At 52.9% G+C, this 21,366-nt stretch carries 17 protein-coding genes and 3 tRNA genes; 9 read left to right on the plus strand and 11 right to left on the minus strand.

The genetic code is table 11. The features are described from left to right. Positions 1–23: 23 nt before the first annotated feature. Positions 24–99, minus strand: a tRNA-Val gene (locus SK53_RS00790). A gap of 258 nt (positions 100–357) precedes the next feature. Between SK53_RS00790 and gltX the strand changes: the two genes are divergently transcribed. Then, a complete protein-coding gene (gltX, locus tag SK53_RS00800; RefSeq protein WP_023325013.1) occupies positions 358–1,773 on the plus strand; it encodes a glutamate--tRNA ligase in 1,416 nt (471 codons plus the stop codon). A 52-nt stretch (positions 1,774–1,825) separates the two neighbouring features. Here the strand turns inward: gltX and SK53_RS00805 are convergent, their stop codons facing one another. Both SK53_RS00805 and SK53_RS00810 read right to left on the minus strand, forming a co-directional pair. Then, positions 1,826–2,212 (minus strand): YfeC-like transcriptional regulator, encoded by a 387-nt coding sequence (locus SK53_RS00805; RefSeq protein ID WP_032645658.1) that lies wholly within the window; start codon positions 2,210–2,212, stop codon positions 1,826–1,828. Between the two features lies 1 nt (position 2,213). After that, a complete protein-coding gene (locus tag SK53_RS00810) occupies positions 2,214–2,573 on the minus strand; it encodes a YfeC-like transcriptional regulator (protein ID WP_003861339.1) in 360 nt (119 codons plus the stop codon). Between the two features lie 217 nt (positions 2,574–2,790). Between SK53_RS00810 and SK53_RS00815 the strand changes: the two genes are divergently transcribed. The 3 genes from SK53_RS00815 (at position 2,791) to SK53_RS00825 (ending at position 5,384) form a co-directional block, all read left to right on the plus strand. Then, positions 2,791–2,866, plus strand: a tRNA-Ala gene (locus tag SK53_RS00815). A gap of 41 nt (positions 2,867–2,907) precedes the next feature. Then, positions 2,908–2,983 (plus strand) — tRNA-Ala (locus tag SK53_RS00820). Between the two features lie 211 nt (positions 2,984–3,194). After that, positions 3,195–5,384, plus strand: a complete 2,190-nt coding sequence (locus tag SK53_RS00825; protein WP_045343764.1) for an EAL domain-containing protein — start codon at positions 3,195–3,197, stop codon at positions 5,382–5,384. Positions 5,385–5,429: 45 nt separating this feature from the next. Here the strand turns inward: SK53_RS00825 and nupC are convergent, their stop codons facing one another. Beyond that, a complete protein-coding gene (gene nupC / locus SK53_RS00830) occupies positions 5,430–6,617 on the minus strand; it encodes a nucleoside permease NupC (RefSeq protein ID WP_003861341.1) in 1,188 nt (395 codons plus the stop codon). A 345-nt stretch (positions 6,618–6,962) separates the two neighbouring features. On the opposite strand from nupC, the gene SK53_RS00835 reads away from it, so the two are divergent. Next, positions 6,963–8,201 carry an Nramp family divalent metal transporter gene (locus SK53_RS00835; protein WP_003861343.1) on the plus strand — a complete coding sequence of 413 codons (1,239 nt, stop codon included), beginning with the start codon at positions 6,963–6,965 and terminating at the stop codon, positions 8,199–8,201. Between the two features lie 33 nt (positions 8,202–8,234). Here SK53_RS00835 and ypeC read toward each other — a convergent pair whose 3' ends face one another. Beyond that, positions 8,235–8,582 (minus strand): DUF2502 domain-containing protein YpeC, encoded by a 348-nt coding sequence (ypeC, locus tag SK53_RS00840; protein ID WP_003861345.1) that lies wholly within the window; start codon positions 8,580–8,582, stop codon positions 8,235–8,237. Positions 8,583–8,708: 126 nt separating this feature from the next. Beyond that, on the minus strand, positions 8,709–9,707 hold the full coding sequence (gene mgrA, locus SK53_RS00845) for an L-glyceraldehyde 3-phosphate reductase (protein ID WP_022651552.1): 999 nt from the start codon (positions 9,705–9,707) through the stop codon (positions 8,709–8,711). Positions 9,708–9,893: 186 nt separating this feature from the next. Here mgrA and ipdC point away from each other — a divergent pair, with 186 nt between their 5' ends. Next, entirely contained in the window at positions 9,894–11,552 is a 1,659-nt protein-coding gene (gene ipdC / locus SK53_RS00850; RefSeq protein ID WP_022651551.1) for an indolepyruvate decarboxylase, read from the plus strand. On the opposite strand, the gene SK53_RS00855 is transcribed toward ipdC, so the two are convergent. Further along, a complete protein-coding gene (locus tag SK53_RS00855) occupies positions 11,553–12,788 on the minus strand; it encodes an ion channel protein (RefSeq protein WP_003861350.1) in 1,236 nt (411 codons plus the stop codon). It abuts the gene before it with no gap. A 205-nt stretch (positions 12,789–12,993) separates the two neighbouring features. Between SK53_RS00855 and glk the strand changes: the two genes are divergently transcribed. Beyond that, positions 12,994–13,959 (plus strand): glucokinase, encoded by a 966-nt coding sequence (glk, locus tag SK53_RS00860; protein ID WP_003861352.1) that lies wholly within the window; start codon positions 12,994–12,996, stop codon positions 13,957–13,959. A gap of 35 nt (positions 13,960–13,994) precedes the next feature. Here the strand turns inward: glk and SK53_RS00865 are convergent, their stop codons facing one another. Both SK53_RS00865 and SK53_RS00870 read right to left on the minus strand, forming a co-directional pair. Next, on the minus strand, positions 13,995–14,726 hold the full coding sequence (locus tag SK53_RS00865; RefSeq protein ID WP_023325009.1) for a LytR/AlgR family response regulator transcription factor: 732 nt from the start codon (positions 14,724–14,726) through the stop codon (positions 13,995–13,997). Positions 14,727–14,739: 13 nt separating this feature from the next. Beyond that, complete coding sequence (locus SK53_RS00870) at positions 14,740–16,437, minus strand: sensor histidine kinase (RefSeq protein ID WP_003861356.1); 1,698 nt, start codon at positions 16,435–16,437, stop codon at positions 14,740–14,742. 386 nt (positions 16,438–16,823) lie between these two features. Here SK53_RS00870 and alaC point away from each other — a divergent pair, with 386 nt between their 5' ends. Further along, complete coding sequence (alaC, locus tag SK53_RS00875) at positions 16,824–18,059, plus strand: alanine transaminase (protein WP_017383460.1); 1,236 nt, start codon at positions 16,824–16,826, stop codon at positions 18,057–18,059. A 58-nt stretch (positions 18,060–18,117) separates the two neighbouring features. Here the strand turns inward: alaC and ypdK are convergent, their stop codons facing one another. Together ypdK and lpxP are read right to left on the minus strand one after the other, a co-directional pair. Beyond that, positions 18,118–18,189 (minus strand): membrane protein YpdK, encoded by a 72-nt coding sequence (ypdK, locus tag SK53_RS23450; protein WP_099458937.1) that lies wholly within the window; start codon positions 18,187–18,189, stop codon positions 18,118–18,120. Positions 18,190–18,548: 359 nt separating this feature from the next. Next, positions 18,549–19,469 (minus strand): kdo(2)-lipid IV(A) palmitoleoyltransferase, encoded by a 921-nt coding sequence (lpxP, locus tag SK53_RS00885; protein ID WP_086527955.1) that lies wholly within the window; start codon positions 19,467–19,469, stop codon positions 18,549–18,551. A gap of 268 nt (positions 19,470–19,737) precedes the next feature. On the opposite strand from lpxP, the gene SK53_RS00890 reads away from it, so the two are divergent. Beyond that, entirely contained in the window at positions 19,738–21,117 is a 1,380-nt protein-coding gene (locus tag SK53_RS00890) for a diguanylate cyclase (protein ID WP_048208283.1), read from the plus strand. Positions 21,118–21,366: the final 249 nt, after the last annotated feature.

Below are 21,366 nucleotides of genomic sequence, written 5' to 3' on the forward strand. Positions count from 1 at the left end.
CACTGCGAGTCTACCGAAGTAGATGGTGGGTGATGACGGGCTCGAACCGCCGACCCCCTCCGTGTAAAGGAGATGCTCTACCAACTGAGCTAATCACCCCCGCTGTGTGGAGTCGCATTATAGGGAGAGTTGAAAATGAGTCAACGCATTTTCTAAAGTTTTTATTCGTTCGTCGTAAAATTAGTCAAAACGATCGCAAAACGGACTGTGGCGCATGATTTATAAACAAAAACAGCAATCTCGAACCGGATAAAGTGATCGACATTGAGGAATCGGCCCACAGTGATAGAATATTGCCCATTGTTTTCTTCCCGGAATTTGCCGATTACCGGCATCTTTATAACGTAAGGCCATTTCATGAAAATCAAAACTCGCTTCGCGCCGAGCCCGACAGGCTATCTGCATGTCGGTGGTGCACGTACCGCTCTCTACTCCTGGCTTTTCGCACGTCACAACAAAGGTGAGTTTGTGCTGCGTATTGAAGACACCGATCTGGAGCGCTCAACGCCGGAAGCAATTGAAGCCATTATGGATGGGATGAACTGGCTGAATCTGGCGTGGGACGAAGGCCCATACTTCCAGACCAAACGTTTTGACCGCTATAACGCCGTAATTGACGAGATGCTGGTGGCAGGCACGGCCTATAAGTGTTACTGCTCCAGGGAGCGTCTGGATGCGCTGCGCGAAGAGCAAATGGCAAAAGGCGAAAAACCGCGTTATGACGGTCGCTGCCGCCATGACCACAGCGAGCATGCTGCTGATGAGCCTTGCGTAGTGCGTTTTGCTAACCCGCAGGATGGCTCTGTTATCTTTGATGACCAGATCCGTGGTCCGATCGAATTCAGCAACCAGGAGCTGGATGACCTCATCATTCGTCGTACTGACGGATCGCCAACCTATAACTTCTGCGTAGTTGTGGACGACTGGGATATGGAAATCACTCACGTGATCCGTGGTGAAGACCATATCAATAACACCCCGCGTCAGATCAACATTCTGAAAGCGCTGAACGCACCTGTACCGGTATATGCGCACGTATCAATGATCAACGGTGACGACGGTAAAAAGCTGTCCAAACGTCATGGCGCGGTGAGTGTGATGCAGTACCGTGATGACGGCTATCTGCCGGAAGCGCTGCTGAACTACCTGGTGCGTCTGGGCTGGGCTCATGGTGACCAGGAGATCTTCAGCCGCGAAGAGATGATCGAGCTGTTCTCTCTGAACTCGGTCAGCAAATCAGCCAGCGCGTTCAACACTGACAAACTGCTGTGGCTGAACCATCACTACATCAATACCATGCAGCCAGAATATGTAGCGACTTATCTGCAATGGCACATTGAACAGGCAAACATCGATACCCGTACGGGCCCTGAACTGGCGGATCTGGTGAAGCTGCTTGGCGAGCGTTGCAAAACGCTGAAAGAAATTGCTGAAAGCTGCCGTTACTTCTATGAAGAGTTTGACGCGTTCGACGCCGACGCGGCCAAGAAACACCTGCGTCCGGTTGCGCGTCAGCCGCTGGAAGTGGTGCGTGACAAACTCGAAGCCATTACCGAATGGACTGCGGAAAATGTTCACCACGCGATTCAGGCTACCGCTGATGAGCTGGAAATTGGCATGGGTAAAGTCGGTATGCCGCTGCGCGTTGCGGTGACGGGGGCAGGCCAGTCTCCGGCGCTGGACGTGACCGTTCATGCCATCGGCAAATCACGTAGCGTTGCGCGTATCAACAAAGCGCTGGACTTTATTGCTGAGCGCGAAAGCCAGCAGTAATGCTCGTGTAATACAAAAAACGGCAGGGTAACCTGCCGTTTTTTTATGCCTGTTATTCAGCAATACCAAGACGCGTGAGAAAACCCTGCAACCCTTCACGAGCGAGCAACTTGTGCAAACGTTCCTGTTCGATAGTCGTCATGTTTTCCAGCGAGTCGATAATTTGTGGAAGCAGGCTGGATGAGGTTGCCACGCCGTAGTGGGAAGGGCTTTCCGCCACATGGTAAACAGCCCGACGGTTACGAATGGCAGGAAGGCTAATGATGTGCTCCTTAACGTGCGCATCAATACATATCACCCTCGCTCTTCCGCCTTTTACACCGTTGATACCCTCCGTTTTCCATCCCTTCTGTCGTATCCAGCGATTAACGGTTTGTCGGGCTACGCCCAGACTGTCCGCCAGCTCTTCCGTGGTCATTTTGCTGCGTAATCTTTTCATATCAGCGTTGGTCGCGAATCCCTAAACGTTGTAACAAGCCGGTAATCCCTTCCCGCAGTAACAGCGATGTCATCTGCTTTTGCTCTTCCGGCGTCATTTCATTCGCCAGCGTCAGGAGCAGGGCATGAAGCGAGCCCTCGTGGTACGTATCTGGCAGTTCCGGCGTCTCTGTTGCCCTGCGCGCGCTGCGAATAAAGTCGCGCACTTTTTCATTGACGTGTACCAGACGCGCCTTGCCACCCTGAACGCCTGGCTTTGGCGATGTAATCCAACCCTCTTTGCGTACCCATTTATTGATGGTCTGTCGGCTATAGCCAGTCAGCAGGGCTAACTCTTCTGGCGTCATTCGTTCCTTGATCATACAATTTCCTGAATATCTGTGGGGTTAATTAGTGGTTCATTTTATAGCACCGTTTTACGTGAAAACGTGACAAGCTTAACTCCTGGCTGCGAGCAGGCTCGCAAAGTGATTCATTTGCATGATTTTTCGGCGGTTGAAAGGCGGAGGTTGAATTTGCCGTTGACACTCTGCGGCGGAATTCATATTATGCCGCCCGTCAACATGACAGCTTTACGACGGGGCTATAGCTCAGCTGGGAGAGCGCCTGCATGGCATGCAGGAGGTCAGCGGTTCGATCCCGCTTAGCTCCACCAAACTCTGAACCCAACAGAGTGCGGTAGGTAAAGTAACATGTGGGGCTATAGCTCAGCTGGGAGAGCGCTTGCATGGCATGCAAGAGGTCAGCGGTTCGATCCCGCTTAGCTCCACCAAAATTTAAACCCTCGTCGCAAGACGGGGGTTTTTTTATATCTTGTAAAATGTTTAGACTCTTTTTGTTGCCAGCAATGTCGTTTTCTATACATCACCTCAATCCAAATCAATAAACAAGTCTATAAATAGACCTGAACTTGATTCGTGCAATTAATAAACCTATTATCCATCCGGTCAATAAGACGATGGTTAAATAGATCACACGGATTAATGAATAGAAAAATTTACAATAATGTAAAAATATTTATGATTGTCCTGGCGTTAAGCCTGATTACGATCCCCTTTTCCCGTTATATCTCCCCGCGCGCTATCGTCAACGAAAATGATGTTTATTTAGCGTGGTTGCCCTTAAGCGCCATGCTCGCCATCGTATTGTTATTTGGACGTCGGGCAATCATTCCTTTACTGATTGGATTTAGTGTTACTAACATTTATTACTTTGATTTAGCATTACTACAATCTTCCGTGTTATTAATTTGTCAGACGTTTGCCGTCTTCGCTGCCTGTGGCGTCATCCGTCTGATGCTGGGCAAACGCTGGCGACACAGCATCCCGAATAAGTACATCGGGATACGTATTTTCTGGCTCGGATTTGTGGTTCCTGTAGGCATCAAATTATCGATGTATCTGGCGGGATATTTATTTGATTTTCCGGTGACAATCTCCTCCTATTTCGGCGAAGGCTCTGCAATTTATAACGTTATCGATATTCAAAGCCTGATTTGTGCCGCCCTGATTTTCACCATGATGTTCTACTACCCGTTAAGAATGATAATTAATCCCCGGTATGCCCGAACATTCTGGCGGCGAAGCGTGAAGCCCCTCTTTTGTCACAAAAAAGTGTTATTTATCGTTGTGTGGCTGATGCTGTTGGTCTCGATGATCGCTATTTTGTGCGCGCCTTTCGAGTCACAGTTTATTGCTGGTTATTTGATGCCAATCGTTTTTATTCTTTTTACCCTGGGGATTGGTCGTCTGAGCTATGCGCTCATCTCTTTACTCTGGGCGGCCTCGGCGCTCATGCTGTTGACCTACAATTATAATTTTCTTAATGGCGTTGAATCGGGCCACTCGCTCTCCTTTATCTTGTCGGTACTGATCTCTTTCGCCATCTGCCTGCTTTACATGTCGCGGATCTATCAGAAAAGTGAATGGCTGAAACAGGGGTGGCAGGAGAGGGCGCTTACCGATCCGCTCACCGGTCTGCCTAACATTCGTGCGCTGGAAGTGTTTTTACAGCACCATCCCGAAGCCAAAATCTGCTGCCTGCGCCTGGATAATCTGGAATTTCTGAGCCGTCATTACGGCATCCTCATGCGTGTACACTGTAAAAAGATGATCACCGCGTCGCTGCAACCGTTATTGCAAAAAGACGAGAAGCTCTTTCAGTTGCCAGGCAGTGAGCTGGTGGTGGTCTTGTTGGGGCCGGGCACGGCTGAACGTCTGCAATATATGGTTGATCATCTGAACAGCCGTAAGATTGTCTGGAACAAGACTGAGCTCGACATTGAGTTTGGCGCCTCCTGGGGCGAAGTACCGGATGGGGAAAGCCTGCACCACACGCTGGGTCAGCTGAGCTGGCTGTCCGAGCAATCCTGTGGCGGGCATAACGTTCTGGCGTTAACCAACAGTCTGGATGATGTCTCTGGTCAGACGACGGACAGGGTGCTAATGCTGGCCCGCATAAAACGCGCCCTTGATATCGGCGGTCTTCACCTTTACGCCCAGCCAATTCACAACGCGCGCGGGGAAGGGTACTTTGAAATCCTCTCCAGGCTGGAAAGCGATGGCGAGATCATCACCCCTGACCGCTTTATTCCGCTGATTGCTCAGTTCAACCTGAGCCACCGGTTTGACCTGAACGTGTTGGAAAAATTGTTGATGTGGATGCGCAGCCATCCGTCCGGACGTGCAGGAACGCGCTTCTCCGTCAATCTGATGCCGCTGACGCTGATGCAAAATGAGATTGCGGCTGAGATCATTGCCCTTTTTGAACGCTACGCCATTGCGCCGCAAAATATCATCATTGAGATCACCGAGGAACAGGCTTTCTCAGACTCGGGAAGCAGCATCAAAAATATTCAGCAGCTGCGTGATTACGGCTTCCGCATTGCCATAGACGACTTTGGTACCGGCTATGCCAACTTTGAGCGCCTGAAGCGGCTGGAGGCCGATATCATTAAGATCGATGGTTGCTTCGTGAAAGATATCTGCACCGACAGCATGGATGCGATGATCGTGCAGTCCATTTGCAACATGGCAAAAACGAAATCGCTGTGTGTGGTGGCTGAATATGTGGAAACGGCTGAACAACGCGAGATGTTGTTGCGATTTGGCGTAGATTATTTGCAGGGCTATTTGATTGGTAAACCCCAGCCTCTGACGGCGCTGGAAGCATAAAAAAACCGGGAGCGAGGACTCCCGGTTTTTATTACGCGGTATGAATTACAGAACCAGTGCTGCAATAGAGGCAGACAGGACGCTCACCAGCGTTGAACCGTAAACCAGCTTCAGGCCAAAGCGAGAAACCACGTTACCCTGCTCTTCGTTCAGGCCTTTAATCGCGCCAGCGATGATACCGATGGAAGAGAAGTTCGCGAAGGAGACCAGGAAGACGGACAGGATCCCTTCCGCACGTGGGGAGAGTGTGCTGGCAATCTTCTGGAGATCCATCATCGCCACGAATTCGTTGGATACCAGTTTCGTTGCCATGATGCTGCCCACCTGCAACGCTTCGTGAGCCGGTACACCCATCACCCAGGCAACCGGGTAGAAGATATAGCCCAGAATGCCCTGGAAGGAGATACCGAGTACGGCCGCAAACAGGGCGTTCAGCGCAGCGATCAGCGCGATAAAGCCAATCAGCATCGCGGCAACGATAATTGCAACCTTGAAACCCGCCAGAATGTATTCACCCAGCATTTCGAAGAAGCTCTGTCCCTCGTGCAGGTTAGACATCTGAATGTTCTCTTCGCTGGCATCCACGCGGTACGGGTTAATCAGCGAAAGAACGATAAAGGTGCTGAACATATTCAGAACCAGGGCCGCAACCACGTATTTAGGTTCCAGCATAGTCATATACGCGCCCACGATAGACATGGAAACGGTAGACATTGCGGTTGCCGCCATGGTGTACATGCGGTTACGGGACATCTTGCCGAGGATATCTTTATACGCAATGAAGTTCTCAGACTGACCGAGGATCAGTGAGCTGACTGCGTTAAAGGATTCCAGTTTACCCATGCCGTTAACTTTCGATAACAGGAAGCCGATCGCACGGATAACCACCGGCAGAACGCGGATGTGCTGAAGGATACCGATCAGGGCAGAGATGAAGACGATAGGGCAGAGTACCTTCAGGAAGAAGAAGGCCAGGCCCTGATCGTTCATGCTGCCAAAGACGAAGTTGGTCCCTTCGTTGGCAAATCCGAGCAGTTTTTCGAACATTTCGGAGAAGCCTTTCACGAAGCCGAGGCCTACGTTGGAGTTCAGGAAGAACCACGCAAGTAAAACTTCAATGACCAGCAGCTGGACAACATAGCGAATACGAATTTTTTTGCGGTCTGTGCTGACCAGCAATGCAAGTGCAGTAACGACAACAAGTGCCAGGACAAAATGAAGGACGCGGTCCATATTTGCTCCAAATATGAGGCAGGTTTAATTTCCGTGCACATTCTATGTAACAAGCACAAAGAAAACGAGATCAAGCCCACACTATAGTTACATCCTGTGACGAGTCTCAAAAATAGTGATCAACAATACATTTTTGTTATGTTAGGTAAGTGAGTGAAAAGTTAAATTTGTGTGCTACGCTTCACAAATGTCTGCGCATTTTCACATTCTGTGACCTTGCTCCACCTGCCTGTCTATCGTTCCTGGCTATCAGAGAAATCATGTTAACCATTTCAAATGAACTTGATAATCATTCTCATTTTGATAGCATAAAACATAGCAAAGGCTATATTTCCAGAGGCAGAAATGACGAATAGTCGCGTAGAGAGTAGCAGCGGCAGAGCGGCACGCAAGCTGCGGCTCGCATTAATGGGACCGGCATTCATTGCCGCGATTGGCTACATCGATCCGGGTAATTTTGCGACCAACATTCAGGCCGGGGCCAGTTTCGGCTATAAACTGCTGTGGGTTGTGGTCTGGGCCAATCTGATGGCGATGCTGATTCAGATGCTCTCCGCGAAGCTGGGTATTGCTACCGGAAAAAACCTGGCGGAGCAAATCCGCGATCATTATCCACGTCCGGCAGTTTGGTTTTACTGGGTTCAGGCGGAAATTATCGCCATGGCCACCGATCTCGCCGAGTTTATCGGGGCGGCGATCGGCTTTAAGCTTATTCTGGGCGTCTCTCTGCTTCAGGGGGCCGTGCTGACCGGTATCGCCACTTTCCTGATTCTGATGCTCCAGCGGCGGGGGCAAAAACCGCTGGAGAAAGTTATCGGCGGCCTGCTGCTGTTCGTCGCTGCCGCCTATATTGTTGAGCTGATTTTCTCCCAGCCGAATCTGGCGCAGCTGACGAAAGGGATGGTGATCCCGTCGTTACCCACTTCTGAAGCCGTTTTTCTGGCTGCCGGGGTGCTGGGGGCGACAATTATGCCGCACGTCATTTATCTACACTCTTCATTAACCCAGAATCTGCATGGCGGGACGAGTAAAGAGCGCTACTCCGCCTCGAAATGGGATGTGGCTATCGCGATGACCATTGCCGGATTTGTGAATCTGGCGATGATGGCCACCGCCGCCGCCGCGTTCCACTTTAACGGGCATACCGGGGTTGCCGATCTTGACCAGGCTTACCTGACGCTGGAGCCGTTGCTGAGTCATGCCGCTGCCACTATTTTTGGTTTAAGCCTGGTTGCTGCGGGCCTTTCATCTACGGTTGTGGGGACACTGGCCGGGCAGGTGGTGATGCAGGGGTTCGTACGTTTCCATATTCCGCTGTGGGTTCGCCGCTCGGTCACGATGCTGCCTTCCTTTGTTGTGATCCTGATGGGGCTGGATCCGACCCGCATTCTGGTGATGAGTCAGGTGCTGCTGAGTTTCGGGATTGCGCTGGCGCTGGTGCCGCTGCTGATCTTCACCAGCAACAAATCACTGATGGGCGATCTGGTGAATTCGACGTGGGTGAAACGCGCCGGGTGGGCCATTGTGGTCGTGGTGGTGGCGTTAAACTTGTGGTTGCTGATAGGCACAGCCGCAGGCCTGTAAAAGAAAAAGGAGCCGGAAGGCTCCTTTTTGTTGTTAATGGTGATGGCCGTGACCGTGGCCTCTGCCTTTTCCGTGACCCCAGCCGCCACGGCGGTCGTCACGATCTTTCCAGCCTTCGCGGTAGCCGCGTTCGTAAGCCTTACGCTTATCCCAGCCACGGTGATAGCCGTTATCGTGTTTCCACCAGCGGTTTTGACGCCATTCATAGTGGCGATGCCAGTAGTCACGGTCGCGCCAGTAGCCACCGTCCCAGTATCTGCCGTAGTCATCACGATCGCCAATTTGTAATTTAATCGATGGCAACAGGGTGATTTCGCCCGCATTGGCGACCAGCGGGGCCGAAGCCAGTAATACCGCTGCAAGAATCAGTGACCTGAACATACTCTTCTCCTTCACGATCGGGGCCGCTGTGCGGCCTGTTAACGCAATTTTACGAGTTGGTAAACATTCGTTTCATCACCTCAACTCCTAAATCATGAATGAGAGCACTTTTTGCTAAAAGTGTTTTTAATCTGAACTGGACAGGATCGTATCTATCGTCTTCAACTCTTCCGCCGTGAACCGACAATTTTCAAGCACGCCTGCTGCATCATCAATTTGTCCGGTCTTGCTTGCGCCGATGAGCACGGATGTCACCGCATCGTGGCGCAGGATCCAGGCCAGTGCCATTTGCGACAGCTTTTGCCCCCGTTTTTCCGCCAGCGCATTCAGCTTACGTACCTTTTCCAGCTTTTTGTCGGTGATCTGTTCCGGATTAAGGAACTTACTGCCGCTTGCTGCGCGAGAATCCGCCGGGATGCCGTTCAGATAGCGATCGGTCAACTGTCCGCCCGCCAGTGGAGAGAAGGGGATACATCCCACCCCTTTTTGCTGCAACACGTCCAGCAACCCCTCTTCAGGCGCACGTTCAAACATGGAGTACTTCGGCTGGTGGATCAAACATGGCGTGCCCAGATCCTCCATTATTTCAATCGCCTGCCGTGCCATTTCTGCCGGGTAGTTGGACAGACCGATGTACAGCGCTTTGCCCTGACGCACCACATGGTCAAGCGCTTTCATGGTTTCACGTAGCGGCGTGTGTGGATCCGGGCGGTGGTGATAGAAGATATCGACATACTCCAGCCCCATACGCTTGAGGCTCTGGTCCAGGCTTGCGATCAGATATTTACGCGAGCCCCAGTCACCGTAAGGCCCGTCCCACATGGTGTAGCCCGCTTTAGTGGAGATGATCAGCTCATCGCGCCAGGGCAGGAAATCCTCCTGCAAAATGCGCCCAAAATTACGTTCGGCCGAACCAGGAGGCGGGCCGTAATTATTGGCAAGGTCAAAATGCGTAATACCCAAATTGAAAGCACGCTGTAAAAGTTGACGGCTGTTTTCGAGCAACGTCGCGTCGCCAAAATTATGCCACAGCCCCAACGAGATGGCGGGAAGCTTAAGACCGCTTTGCCCACAGCGGCGATATTGCATTGTCTGATAACGATTTTTGTCAGGCTGATAACCCATTTGTGAGACCTCTGGCGCTGGAAAGAAACATCCGTGTATACGTTTACACTAATCTGAAGAAAATGAGCATATCGCAGCTTTTTTCGTAAAGCATTCTTTCCAGCCCCTGATTGTCGTCAATTCTGGACACGCTTCACGCTTATTTAATACTCAGAGTGAGGTCAACGTCAGAAGGACACTTATAATATGCGTACCCCCTATTGCGTCGCCGATTACCTGCTGGACCGACTAACAGATTGTGGTGCCGATCATCTGTTTGGCGTGCCGGGCGACTATAACCTGCAATTTCTCGATCACGTGATAGACAGCCCGGACATCTGCTGGGTGGGCTGTGCCAACGAACTGAACGCGTCTTACGCCGCAGACGGCTATGCCCGCTGTAAGGGCTTTGCCGCACTCCTGACGACATTCGGCGTTGGGGAGTTAAGCGCCATGAACGGTGTGGCGGGCAGCTTTGCCGAACATGTTCCCGTCCTCCATATTGTAGGGGCCCCGGGTATGGCGGCGCAGCAGCGAGGAGAGTTACTGCACCATACGTTGGGCGACGGCGAGTTCCGCCACTTCTATCATATGAGCGAACCCATCACCGTTGCGCAGGCGGTGCTTACGGAACAAAACGCCTGCTATGAAATTGACAGAGTCCTGACCACCATGCTGCGGGAGCGCCGTCCGGGCTATCTGATGCTGCCCGCCGATGTGGCGAAAAAAGCCGCTACACCTCCTGTAAGCGCTCTCACTGTTAACCCCGCACCGGCCGATTCAGCCTGCTTGCAGGCGTTCCGTGAGGCTGCCGAAAAGCGCTTGTCTACGAGCAAACGCACCGCGCTGTTAGCGGACTTCCTGGTACTCCGCCACGGTCTGCGCGCGGCCCTTCAGACGTGGGTGAAAGAGGTGCCGATGGCACACGCCACCATGCTGATGGGCAAGGGCATTTTTGACGAACGACAGAGCGGTTTTTACGGCACCTACAGCGGATCGGCGAGCGCCGCGCCGGTCAAAGAGGCCATCGAGGGTGCTGATACGGTGCTGTGCATTGGCACGCGCTTTACCGATACGCTCACTGCCGGATTTACCCACCAGCTTACGCCAGACCAGACGATAGAGGTTCAGCCTCACGCGTCCCGCGTCGGCGACGTCTGGTTTACGGGTATCCCGATGAGGGAGGCCATTGAAACGCTGACAGCGCTGTGTAAAACCTATGTTCGTGATACGCGAGCGCCATCGGATCACAGCGGCTTTTCGTTCCCGACTATTGAAGGGGCGCTGACTCAGGAGAGCTTCTGGCGTACCCTGCAAACGTTTATTCGCCCCGGAGACATTATTCTGGCTGACCAGGGGACGTCTGCTTTCGGCGCTATCGATCTGCGTTTACCGGCGGACGTGAACTTTATCGTCCAGCCGCTGTGGGGATCGATTGGCTACACGCTGGCGGCGGCGTTTGGCGCGCAAACGGCGTGTCCGAATCGACGCGTGATTGTCCTGACGGGCGACGGCGCCGCGCAGTTGACCATTCAGGAGCTGGGATCCATGCTGCGCGACAAGCAGCGCCCGATTATTCTGGTGCTTAACAACGAAGGATACACGGTGGAAAGGGCCATCCACGGGCCGGAGCAGCGCTATAACGATATTGCCCTCTGGAACTGGACGCAGATACCGCAGGCGCTGAGCCTGGCGCCTCAGGCAGAGTGCTGGCGCGTCAGCGAAGCGGAAGCGCTGGCGGAGGTGCTGGATAAAGTGGCACACCATGAGCGGCTTTCGCTGATCGAGGTCATGCTGCCGAAAGCCGATATTCCGCCGCTGCTGAGCGCGCTGACCAAAGCGCTGGAGGCGCGCAATAACGCCTGATTACCTGTCGTTTCGCCATGCCATCAGCATCGGTTTGCCCGCCAGCAGGAGCCAGGCGGGCAACATCACGATACAGAGCAGCGGCAGAAGCGTGGTATCCGGCACGACAACGGCCGCCATAAACAGGCTCAGCCACGCATCGCGCGTGACCACCAGTACCAGCCCCAGAATGGAGCAGGAGACGGTAATCGCCGCAGGGACAGCGTCAACGTGCTCATGCAGCATCAGCCCCAGCGCGACGCCAACAAATACCGCCGGGAAGATACGACCTCCCCGGAAACCACAGGCCGCCGCGACCACCAGCGCCGCCAGTTTCACCAGCGCGAACAGCAGATAATCTGAGACGCTGAAGACCTGGCTGAAGGCCAGCTGCTGCATCTCGTCCAGACCCTTAAACAGCGTAACCGTCCCGCCGATAGCGCCTAAAACGCCCAGAATAAAACCCCCCATGCCCAGAATCAGCACCGGATGCTTCAGCCTGTGCATCAGGCGATGCAGGCGAGGAAGACACCACACCGCGACCATCCCCAACGCAATGGCGATCGCGACGACGACGGCGCCGCTGAAAATATCGGTGAGTTGCATCTGGCCGTAGTGGGGAATGGAGAGTGAAAAATGGGGATGGAAAAACAGGCTGGTGGTGAGGGCTCCCGCAGCGGCGGCCATTAGCGGCGCGAAGAGTTTATCCCAAAGCGGCACCTCATGATCACTGCTGAGCGTTTGCGAAAAAATGAGCGCAGCCGCGACCGGAGTGCCAAACAGCGCCCCGATGGTGCCAGCGGAGGCCAGGATCGTCCAGTCCAGCGCGCCAACGCGCGGGAAAAGACGCGCCCCCAGAAAGACCGCCAGCGCGATATTCACCGCCATAATGGGATGTTCAGGCCCGAGGCTTACGCCGCCCGCAAGACCGATTATCAGCGCGATGATAAGCCCCGGCAGAGCCGAGGGGGAGACAGGCGCGCCAATCAAGGGTTCCAGTGCCGGGTCCGGCCCGGCATGGCCCGGGCTATAGCGGATCACCAGCCCTACGGCAATCCCGGTCAGGGTCAGCATCACCATGATCCAGCCCGGCGAGTCAATGCTGATGCCGAGTTTTACCGGAAGCGCGGTCCATAAAATCGTTTGCAGCACCGCCGCCACTTTCATGACGACGATGAGCACCAGGCTCGACGCCACGCCAATAATCAGCGCCGGGACAGCCAATAACAGCATGGTTCTGGCTCGCGGATGGAGCATGATGATTTCCTTGTACAAAACGGCTTAACGTTACTTTGCACAATCAGCATTGTGGCAATAGTGCAAAAGGTGCTGAAACGGTAAAGTTATTATGTGACGAAGATCGATAATCCATGGGCAGTCACCTTCTGGTCGTTGTTGTTATCACGCCTTGAATTTACAGTGTCCCAAAGATTTATTCTGACTTTAGCGGAGCAGTAGAAGAATGACAAAGTATGCTTTGGTAGGTGATGTAGGCGGCACCAACGCGCGCCTTGCCCTGTGCGATGTGAACAGCGGTGAAATTTCTCAGGCGAAAACCTATTCAGGGCTGGATTACCCAAGCCTGGAAGCGGTGGTTCGCGTCTATCTGGAAGAGCATAAAGTGAGCGTTGAAGACGGTTGTATCGCCATCGCCTGTCCGATTACCGGCGACTGGGTGGCGATGACCAACCACACGTGGGCCTTCTCAATTGCCGAAATGCGGAAAAACCTCGGCTTCTCGCACCTTGAAATTATCAACGACTTCACTGCGGTTTCCATGGCTATCCCAATGCTTAAACCAGAGCATCTGATTCAGTTCGGCGGTACGGCCCCGGTTGAAGGCAAACCGATTGCCGTTTACGGCGCGGGAACCGGTCTGGGGGTGGCGCACCTGGTCCACGTCGACAAACGCTGGGTCAGCCTGCCGGGCGAGGGCGGTCACGTGGATTTTGCGCCGAACAGCGAAGAAGAGGGCATTATTCTTGAGGAGCTACGCGCCGAGATTGGTCACGTGTCGGCCGAGCGGGTGCTTTCTGGTCCGGGTCTGGTGAACCTGTATCGGGCGATTGTCAAATCAGACGGTCGTCTGCCGGAAAATCTGCAACCGAAAGATGTGACCGAACGCGCGCTGGCCGACAGCTGTATTGACTGCCGCCGTGCTTTGTCGCTGTTCTGCGTCATCATGGGGCGTTTTGGCGGCAACCTGGCGCTGAACCTTGGCACCTTTGGCGGGGTCTATATTGCGGGCGGGATCGTGCCGCGCTTCCTCGATTTCTTTACCGCCTCCGGCTTCCGTGGCGGCTTCGAAGACAAAGGCCGCTTCAGGAGCTATGTCCAGGACATTCCTGTTTACCTGATTGTCCACGACAACCCAGGCTTACTGGGATCCGGCGCGCATCTGCGTCAGGTTCTTGGTCAGATCCTCTGACGCTCATTTCCCTCTCCTGCGGGAGAGGGAACGTGCTACAGGTGCATGAGCTGGCGGAACTCTTTCACTCTGCTGCGGCTTACCGGCACCTGAAAATCCAGATCCTTCAGCCGCAATATATAGGTGTTGTTAAACCAGGGTTCGATTTCGCGGATCTTGTTCAGGTTGACGCAGAACGAGCGGTGGCAGCGGAAGAAGTGGGCGGCCGGGAGTTTATTGCAGAATTCGGTGATGTTCATCGCCATGACGTAGGATTCACGCCGCGTATAGACAAATGTCATTTTTTCATGCGCTTCGGCATAGTAAATATCGTCGACAGGCGTGACGATGATCCGTTCGTCCTTCACCAGATTAATTGTGTCGTTTTCCCGCGCTACCGGGCTGGCACTGGCGGGTAAGGACTGCTGCTGCCACGCGGCTTCCAGCTTATGCAGCATGCTGATAATACGCGACTCCTGGTACGGCTTTAGAATATAGTCAAACGCCTCAAGCTCGAAGGCCTCCACGGCATGCTCTTTCCACGCGGTGACAAACACAATAAACGGCTTGTGGGCGAACTGATTGATATTTTGCGCCAGCAGGACGCCGTCCAGCGACGGAATATTAATATCGAGGAATATCGCGTCGACCCGGTTATGCTGTAAAAATTTCAGCACGTCCAGACCATCCTCAAAACAGCCAACAATCTCCATCTGGCTGTGGGTTTTGATAAGCCAGCTCAACTCCTGTTGAGCCAGAAATTCATCTTCTACGATGATGACTTTCATCTGTTACTCCGGCCTACGGCAACAAGGATATGGGGGCATTCACGGGCGTTCGCTCATTCGGAACATAAAAGGCAATTTCGGTGCCCGGCTCAAGGCGGTGAATATGCAGCCCGTCACCGTACAGCAGTTTGACCCGGTGATGCACATTCAGCAGTCCGATCTTGTTGCCCGGCATTTCGTTTGATTTGACGCGTTCGATAACTTTCGGATCGATGCCGTGCCCGGTATCGCGCACGGCGATACGCACGCGGTTACCGCTTTCCGTTACGCTAATTGTTACCACGCCTTTGCCTTTACACGGCTGAATACCGTGAACAATGGCGTTTTCCACCAGAGGCTGGATCAGCAGGCTTGGGATCACGCAGTTGACCTCTTCATCAATATCGTAAATGACCGTCAGCTTATCGCCAAAGCGAGCCTGCTCGATCGCGATGTAATCCTTGATTTGATACAGCTCTTTTTTGATGTCGATCTGCTCGTCGTCTTTTAGCTCAATGTTGTAGCGAAGATAGCGCGACAGATTAAATATCAGCTGCCGCGCGGTATCCGGATTCAGACGGATGGAAGAGGAGATAGCGTTCAGCGCGTTAAACAGGAAATGGGGATTGATCTTGCTTTGCAGGGCGCGCAGCTCTGCCTTATTTGCCATCTCGCGCAGCTGCTCTGCACGCGAAACCTCAAGTTGAGTGGAGATGATCTGCGACAGGCCAATCGCCATCTCCTGGAGCGAGGAGGTGATTTGGTGCGCATGACAGTAGTAAATTTTCAGCGTCCCCGTGACCACGCCTTTTTCCCACAGCGGGATCACCAGCATTGAGTGGATCTCTGGCGTCCGGTGGGCTTCGTCATTGTTTTTAATGATGATTTTTCCGTAGTTAATCGCCTGTCTGGTGGTCGGGCTGATGGTGTCGTCGCTGTCGCGATAATTGTGCTCACCAACGCCAACGTAAGCCAGCACGTGATCAATATTGGTGATAGCGACCGCATCGGCGTGAATATCACGGCGGATGATATCGCAAACCTGACGTAAAGATTCGGCGTTAACGTGCCGGAAAAGCGGCAGCGTCTTGTTGGCGATATCCAGCGCCAGCTTGGCCTGACGCGCGGCGCTGGCCTCTTTTTCACCTTCCACGCTTTGCACCAGCAGCACGATAAAACCGATACAGACGCTCCCGAGGATCATCGGAATACCGATCTTCGAGACGATATCCAGCCCCAGCGCAACGGTTGGCGCCCAGACGATGACCAGGATCATGGTCAGCGTTTCGCAGACCATCCCCGCGATAATCCCTGCACGCCAGTGCTGCTTTTTCGGGATTTTGCGGTTAATCCAGCCCGAGAGCAGCCCGGCAATAATGCTGGTGATAAAGCAGGGGACTGCCGTCACGCCGCCAATATCAATCAGGTATCGATGGGTGCCAGCGATAATGCCTGTGATAATCCCGACCCAGGGACCAAAGAGGATCCCGCCCGACATGACGGCGATGATGCGCACGTTCACCAGCGAGCCTTCTACCGGCACCCCGGACCAGGTGCTGAACAGGGCAAACATCGAAAAGATAAACGTGACGGCCAGCAGCTCTTTTGGCGAATGGGCAGATTTATGCAACAGTTCGCGGAACAAGCGGATGCGGATAAGGAAAAAGAGACAGATCAGCATTAATGCCGCGCGGTCGAACACCGCGAGGAGCATATTGAAGATTTCGTGCACGGTCAGGCCTGGGAAAACGGGAAAAATCTATGATAGAAAACATAGGGCCTGATGACCAGCTATCCATCAGATTTATCAAATGGGGAAAAACCATAATTCTCAAAGGGGATTGATGGCTTTTGACTGAAAGCCGGCGCTTTTCCGTTTGGGGAGAAACGTCAGGTAACGATACTGAAAATATTGTGTTAAATTGTAGAGCTTAAAACTGCCTGTTCGCGATAGGAGTTCCGCTTTTCACTGCAATCGCATTCCCGTTTTAGCGCAAAATATTGTTTTGCCGTTATCCTCTCGACAGCCTCTTTTTCTTCAGGTTATTTTCTAAGCATGCCACACGGGTGGCAGCGTCGCTCGGACGGTCCGGGCGCTAACGTGACTCTGAGGAATCTATGGCTGAATTCAGTCCTGAACGCCGTTTTACGCGTATCGATCGTCTCCCCCCTTATGTTTTCAATATCACTGCTGAACTGAAAATGGCTGCGCGTCGGCGCGGCGAAGACATTATCGATTTCAGTATGGGTAACCCTGACGGCCCAACGCCGCCGCATATCGTTGAGAAACTCTGCACGGTTGCCCAGCGTCCCGATACCCATGGGTATTCCACCTCGCGCGGCATTCCACGCTTACGTCGGGCGATCTCCCGCTGGTATCAGGATCGTTATCAGGTCGATATCGATCCTGAAAGTGAAGCGATTGTGACCATTGGCTCCAAAGAGGGGCTGGCCCACCTGATGCTGGCGACGCTGGATCACGGCGATACCGTACTGGTGCCGAATCCGAGCTACCCGATTCACATCTATGGGGCGGTGATTGCCGGGGCGCAGGTGCGTTCTGTCCCGCTGGTGGAAGGCGTCGACTTCTTTAACGAGCTGGAACGGGCGATTCGTGAAAGCTATCCGAAGCCGAAAATGATGATCCTCGGTTTCCCGTCAAACCCAACGGCACAATGCGTTGAACTCGAATTCTTCGAGAAAGTGGTCGCGCTGGCTAAGCGTTACGACGTGCTGGTGGTACACGATCTCGCCTACGCCGATATCGTTTATGATGGCTGGAAAGCGCCGTCAATTATGCAGGTACCGGGTGCCCGTGATGTGGCGGTTGAGTTTTTCACCCTGTCGAAAAGCTACAACATGGCGGGCTGGCGAATTGGTTTTATGGTGGGAAACAAAACGCTGGTGAGTGCCCTGGCGCGTATTAAAAGCTACCATGACTATGGCACCTTTACGCCGTTACAGGTCGCGGCCATCGCGGCGCTGGAAGGGGATCAGCAGTGCGTGCTCGATATTGCCGCTCAGTACAAACGCCGTCGTGATGTGCTGGTAAAAGGGCTTCATGAAGCAGGCTGGATGGTGGAAATGCCTAAAGCCTCCATGTACGTCTGGGCGAAAATCCCCGAGCCGTATGCGGCGATGGGTTCTCTGGAATTTGCCAAAAAACTGCTTCAGGATGCGAAGGTTTGCGTCTCTCCAGGCATTGGCTTTGGTGACTACGGTGACACGCATGTGCGTTTCGCGCTGATTGAAAACAGCGACCGTATCCGTCAGGCAGTGCGGGGCATTAAAAGCATGTTCCGTGCGGATGGCCTGCTTGCAGCGAAGAGCGTTGCGGAACAACCCGAGTCGTAACGGACACCAAAAAAAACAGGCGCCAACGGCGCCTGTTTTTTTGACTGCATTTTCTTAACTAGATCATCAGAGCAAACGTTCCGGCCCAAACTAAAACAATAACCGAAATGCCCATAAAGAAATATTTCACGTTTCATCGCTCCGCGTATCTTCCGGTACGCATTAAAAAAACAGAGTCCAACTGAGTATAGAGAGTTGAAATCATGCGAAAGGGGAAATCGGAATTATCCCGTTACGTCGCTAACTTCAGCTCTGAATTCTGTGCTTTCCTGTCGCCAGACGGCGCTAATGTACGCCTAAATTTCAGGAGTGACAAGAGGCATTTTTTTAAATAATTTCCTACACTTACGAGTGTCGTGGAACGGCGACAGTTTGATTTCGGTACGCAATAAATGCCTGTTGAGCGACGGTCGATAAAAGCCGTTACGCACTGTGATTACAGGTGTTTGAAAAGGTTAGTTTCTTAGCGAATCTAACCTTCGAAAGGGGTCAGATATAGAGTGAGGCTTCGCCCAGGGGACGGGTTTTAAAGCGGCGGTGCATCCACAGATACTGCTCAGGCGCACGCATAATCTCAAACTCAATCACCTTATTGATAAAGGTCGCGGCTTCACTCTCATCTTCAGGATAGTTCGCCATCTCTGGGGAGATATGCAGACGATAGCCTGACTTATCCGCTTTTCTGACCATGGTCACCGTCAACATCGCGGCGCCTGAGAGACGTGAAATCACAAAGGTACCGTTCGTCGTAGCGACATCTTTAACCGCAAAGAAAGGGGCAAAGCTGCTGCCTTTAGGACCGTAGTCCTGATCCGGGGCAAACCAGACTGCTTCACCTTTTTTCAGGGCGCCAACCATACCGCGCAAATTGTTACGGCTGATCATCGCCTTATTTGAACGCATGCGGCCCCGCGTTTGTACCCATTCCATCAGCGCGCTGTTATGCGGGCGATAGGTTGCCATCATCGGCTGACAAAGGCCCATAACGCGGCCACCCAGCTCAAGCGACATAAAATGCACACCCACAACCATCACGCCGCGGTTTTGCATCTGGGCACGTTTCAGGTTATCCAGACCTTCCACGTCAAACCATTTACGGACACGCTCGTCTGGCCAGAACCAGGCCATACCGGTTTCAAGCAGCGCCATACCGATAGATTTAAAGTTTTCCGCAATCAGCGTTTCGCGCTGCTGCGCATTGTAATGCGGAAAGCAAAGTTCGAGATTTTTTCGGGCAATGGACTCACGACGCTTAAGGAAGTGACGCGATGCGCTGCCGAGCTTCGAACCCAGGAAACGGATCACGGGATAAGGAAGTTGAACCAGCAGCCAAAGTACGCCAAGGCCAAACCACGTAAACCAGTAGCGCGGGTGCAGAAACGCCCGCTGAAATTTGGATTGAGACAAAATAGTGGAACCTATGTAAAGCCTGTGAAGGTAGCGCATACTTCGCGATACCACGTGCCATTAAGACCGTAGGACGAGGTCATGGTTGCAGGCTTTACCGTTCTTTACGACGTTGCCTGGCCATTGCTGACTTGGGTGGGCGGCATAATGTAGCACCGTTATACATTATGAGCTATCACTCGTTTTTGTTTAAAAAAGCGGCAATTGCGGAGTGGTTTGATTTTGCTATTGTTAAATCTGCGTTCCCGCATGCCTCCTGAAGGTGCAGACCATGGAAACCTACCTGCAAACGGTGAAAGAAGAATGGGTGAAGCTAATTAATGAAACCGATCCCGATGTGCATCGGCTTGCGACTGAGCTTGCCAGGGACAACGCAACGCCCCTGGTCGCTGAATTCTATCGTGTTGTGCTGGCAGATCCGTCGGCAGCTGAATTCCTGACCACCGAACAGGTGGAGAGGCAGCTTCAGGAGGCGCTTCGTCGCTGGCTTATTGATGTGCTCTCATGCCGTGTGGAGCAGGTTGAAGAGCAGATGCGGGCGCAGCAGCGCGCTGCGGATGTTCATGCCCGTATTGGTATTTCGGTTGATTTAGTTGAAATGGGCTTCCGTGTTCTGAAAAAGCTGCTGTTACCTGTCATTACTACCAGCGCCCATTCGCCTGAGGTGAAGCTGCATATTTATCACTACGCGATTAACAGTATCGATCTGGCCATGGAAGTGATGTCGCGGGCCTATGTATTTAGCGAGAACAATGCGGCGAAAGAGGACGAAAATTACCGCATCTTTTCCTTAATGGAGAACGCAGAAGAGGAGAAGGAGAGACAGACCGCGGCGCTGCTGTCATGGGAAATGGTGCTTCTGTATAAGATCACGCTTAATTCCAGTATCGGCAACAGTCTGCCGCTGGGGCAGTCTGAATTTGGACTGTGGTTTAGCCATAAAGGTCGGCACTATTTCAGCGGGATCGCTGAGGCTGGTCATATCTCTCGTCTGATTCAGGAATTCGATGACCTTTTTAACGAGGTCCGTCTTTCAGGGCAGGGTCTGAGTGATAAAGCGCAGCGGGATAAATTCTTGCAGCGAATGCGTATTACGCTCTCGCAAATCATCACGCTTTTGCGCGAACTGTTTGACGAAGTGTCGCGACACGAGGTGGGGGTTGATGTCCTGACCCGCCTGTTGAATCGCCGTTTCCTGCCAACCATCTTCAAACGCGAAATCCTGCACGCCACCCGGGCGGGAACAAAGCTCTCGACGCTGCTGATTGACGTCGACAAATTTAAACAAATCAACGATACCTGGGGGCACAATACCGGGGACGAGATCCTGCGAAAAGTCTCCGGCGCGTTCTACGACAACGTGCGAACCTGTGATTACGTTTTTCGCTACGGCGGCGATGAATTTCTGATTGTGCTAACGGAAATCTCAGAGGTGGACGCGCTGCGAATCGCCGAGCGTATCCGCAGGCGGGTGGAAAAAATCAAGGTTAACTCCCCAACCGGCGATATTATCCCGCTCTCCCTCTCGATAGGCGTGGCGATGTTCAACGGGCATCCCGATTACGAGCGATTGATTCAGGCGGCGGATGAAGCCTTATACGGCGCGAAACGGCGTGGCCGAAACTGCGTGGAGCTTTGGAAGGGGGCGTAAGGAAAGACAGAAGTGTCCCCTGCATAAATAGAACCTAGAGTGTATGGTCTTGAAATATATTATTAATTTAATTTGCCTTATATAAGGTTATACACCTAATTATACACATCAATAAATGCTTGTGTTGTCATCCGAGATGGAGGCATTCTGCAACGCCTCCAGCCTCCAGCCTCCAGCCTCCAGCCTCCAGCCTCCAGCCTCCAGCCTCCAGCCTCCAGCCTCCAGCCTCCAGCCTCCAGCCTCCAGCCT

It is taken from the genome of Enterobacter sp. MGH119 (assembly GCF_001037675.1).
In the GTDB taxonomy this organism is placed as follows: domain Bacteria; phylum Pseudomonadota; class Gammaproteobacteria; order Enterobacterales; family Enterobacteriaceae; genus Enterobacter; species Enterobacter hormaechei_C.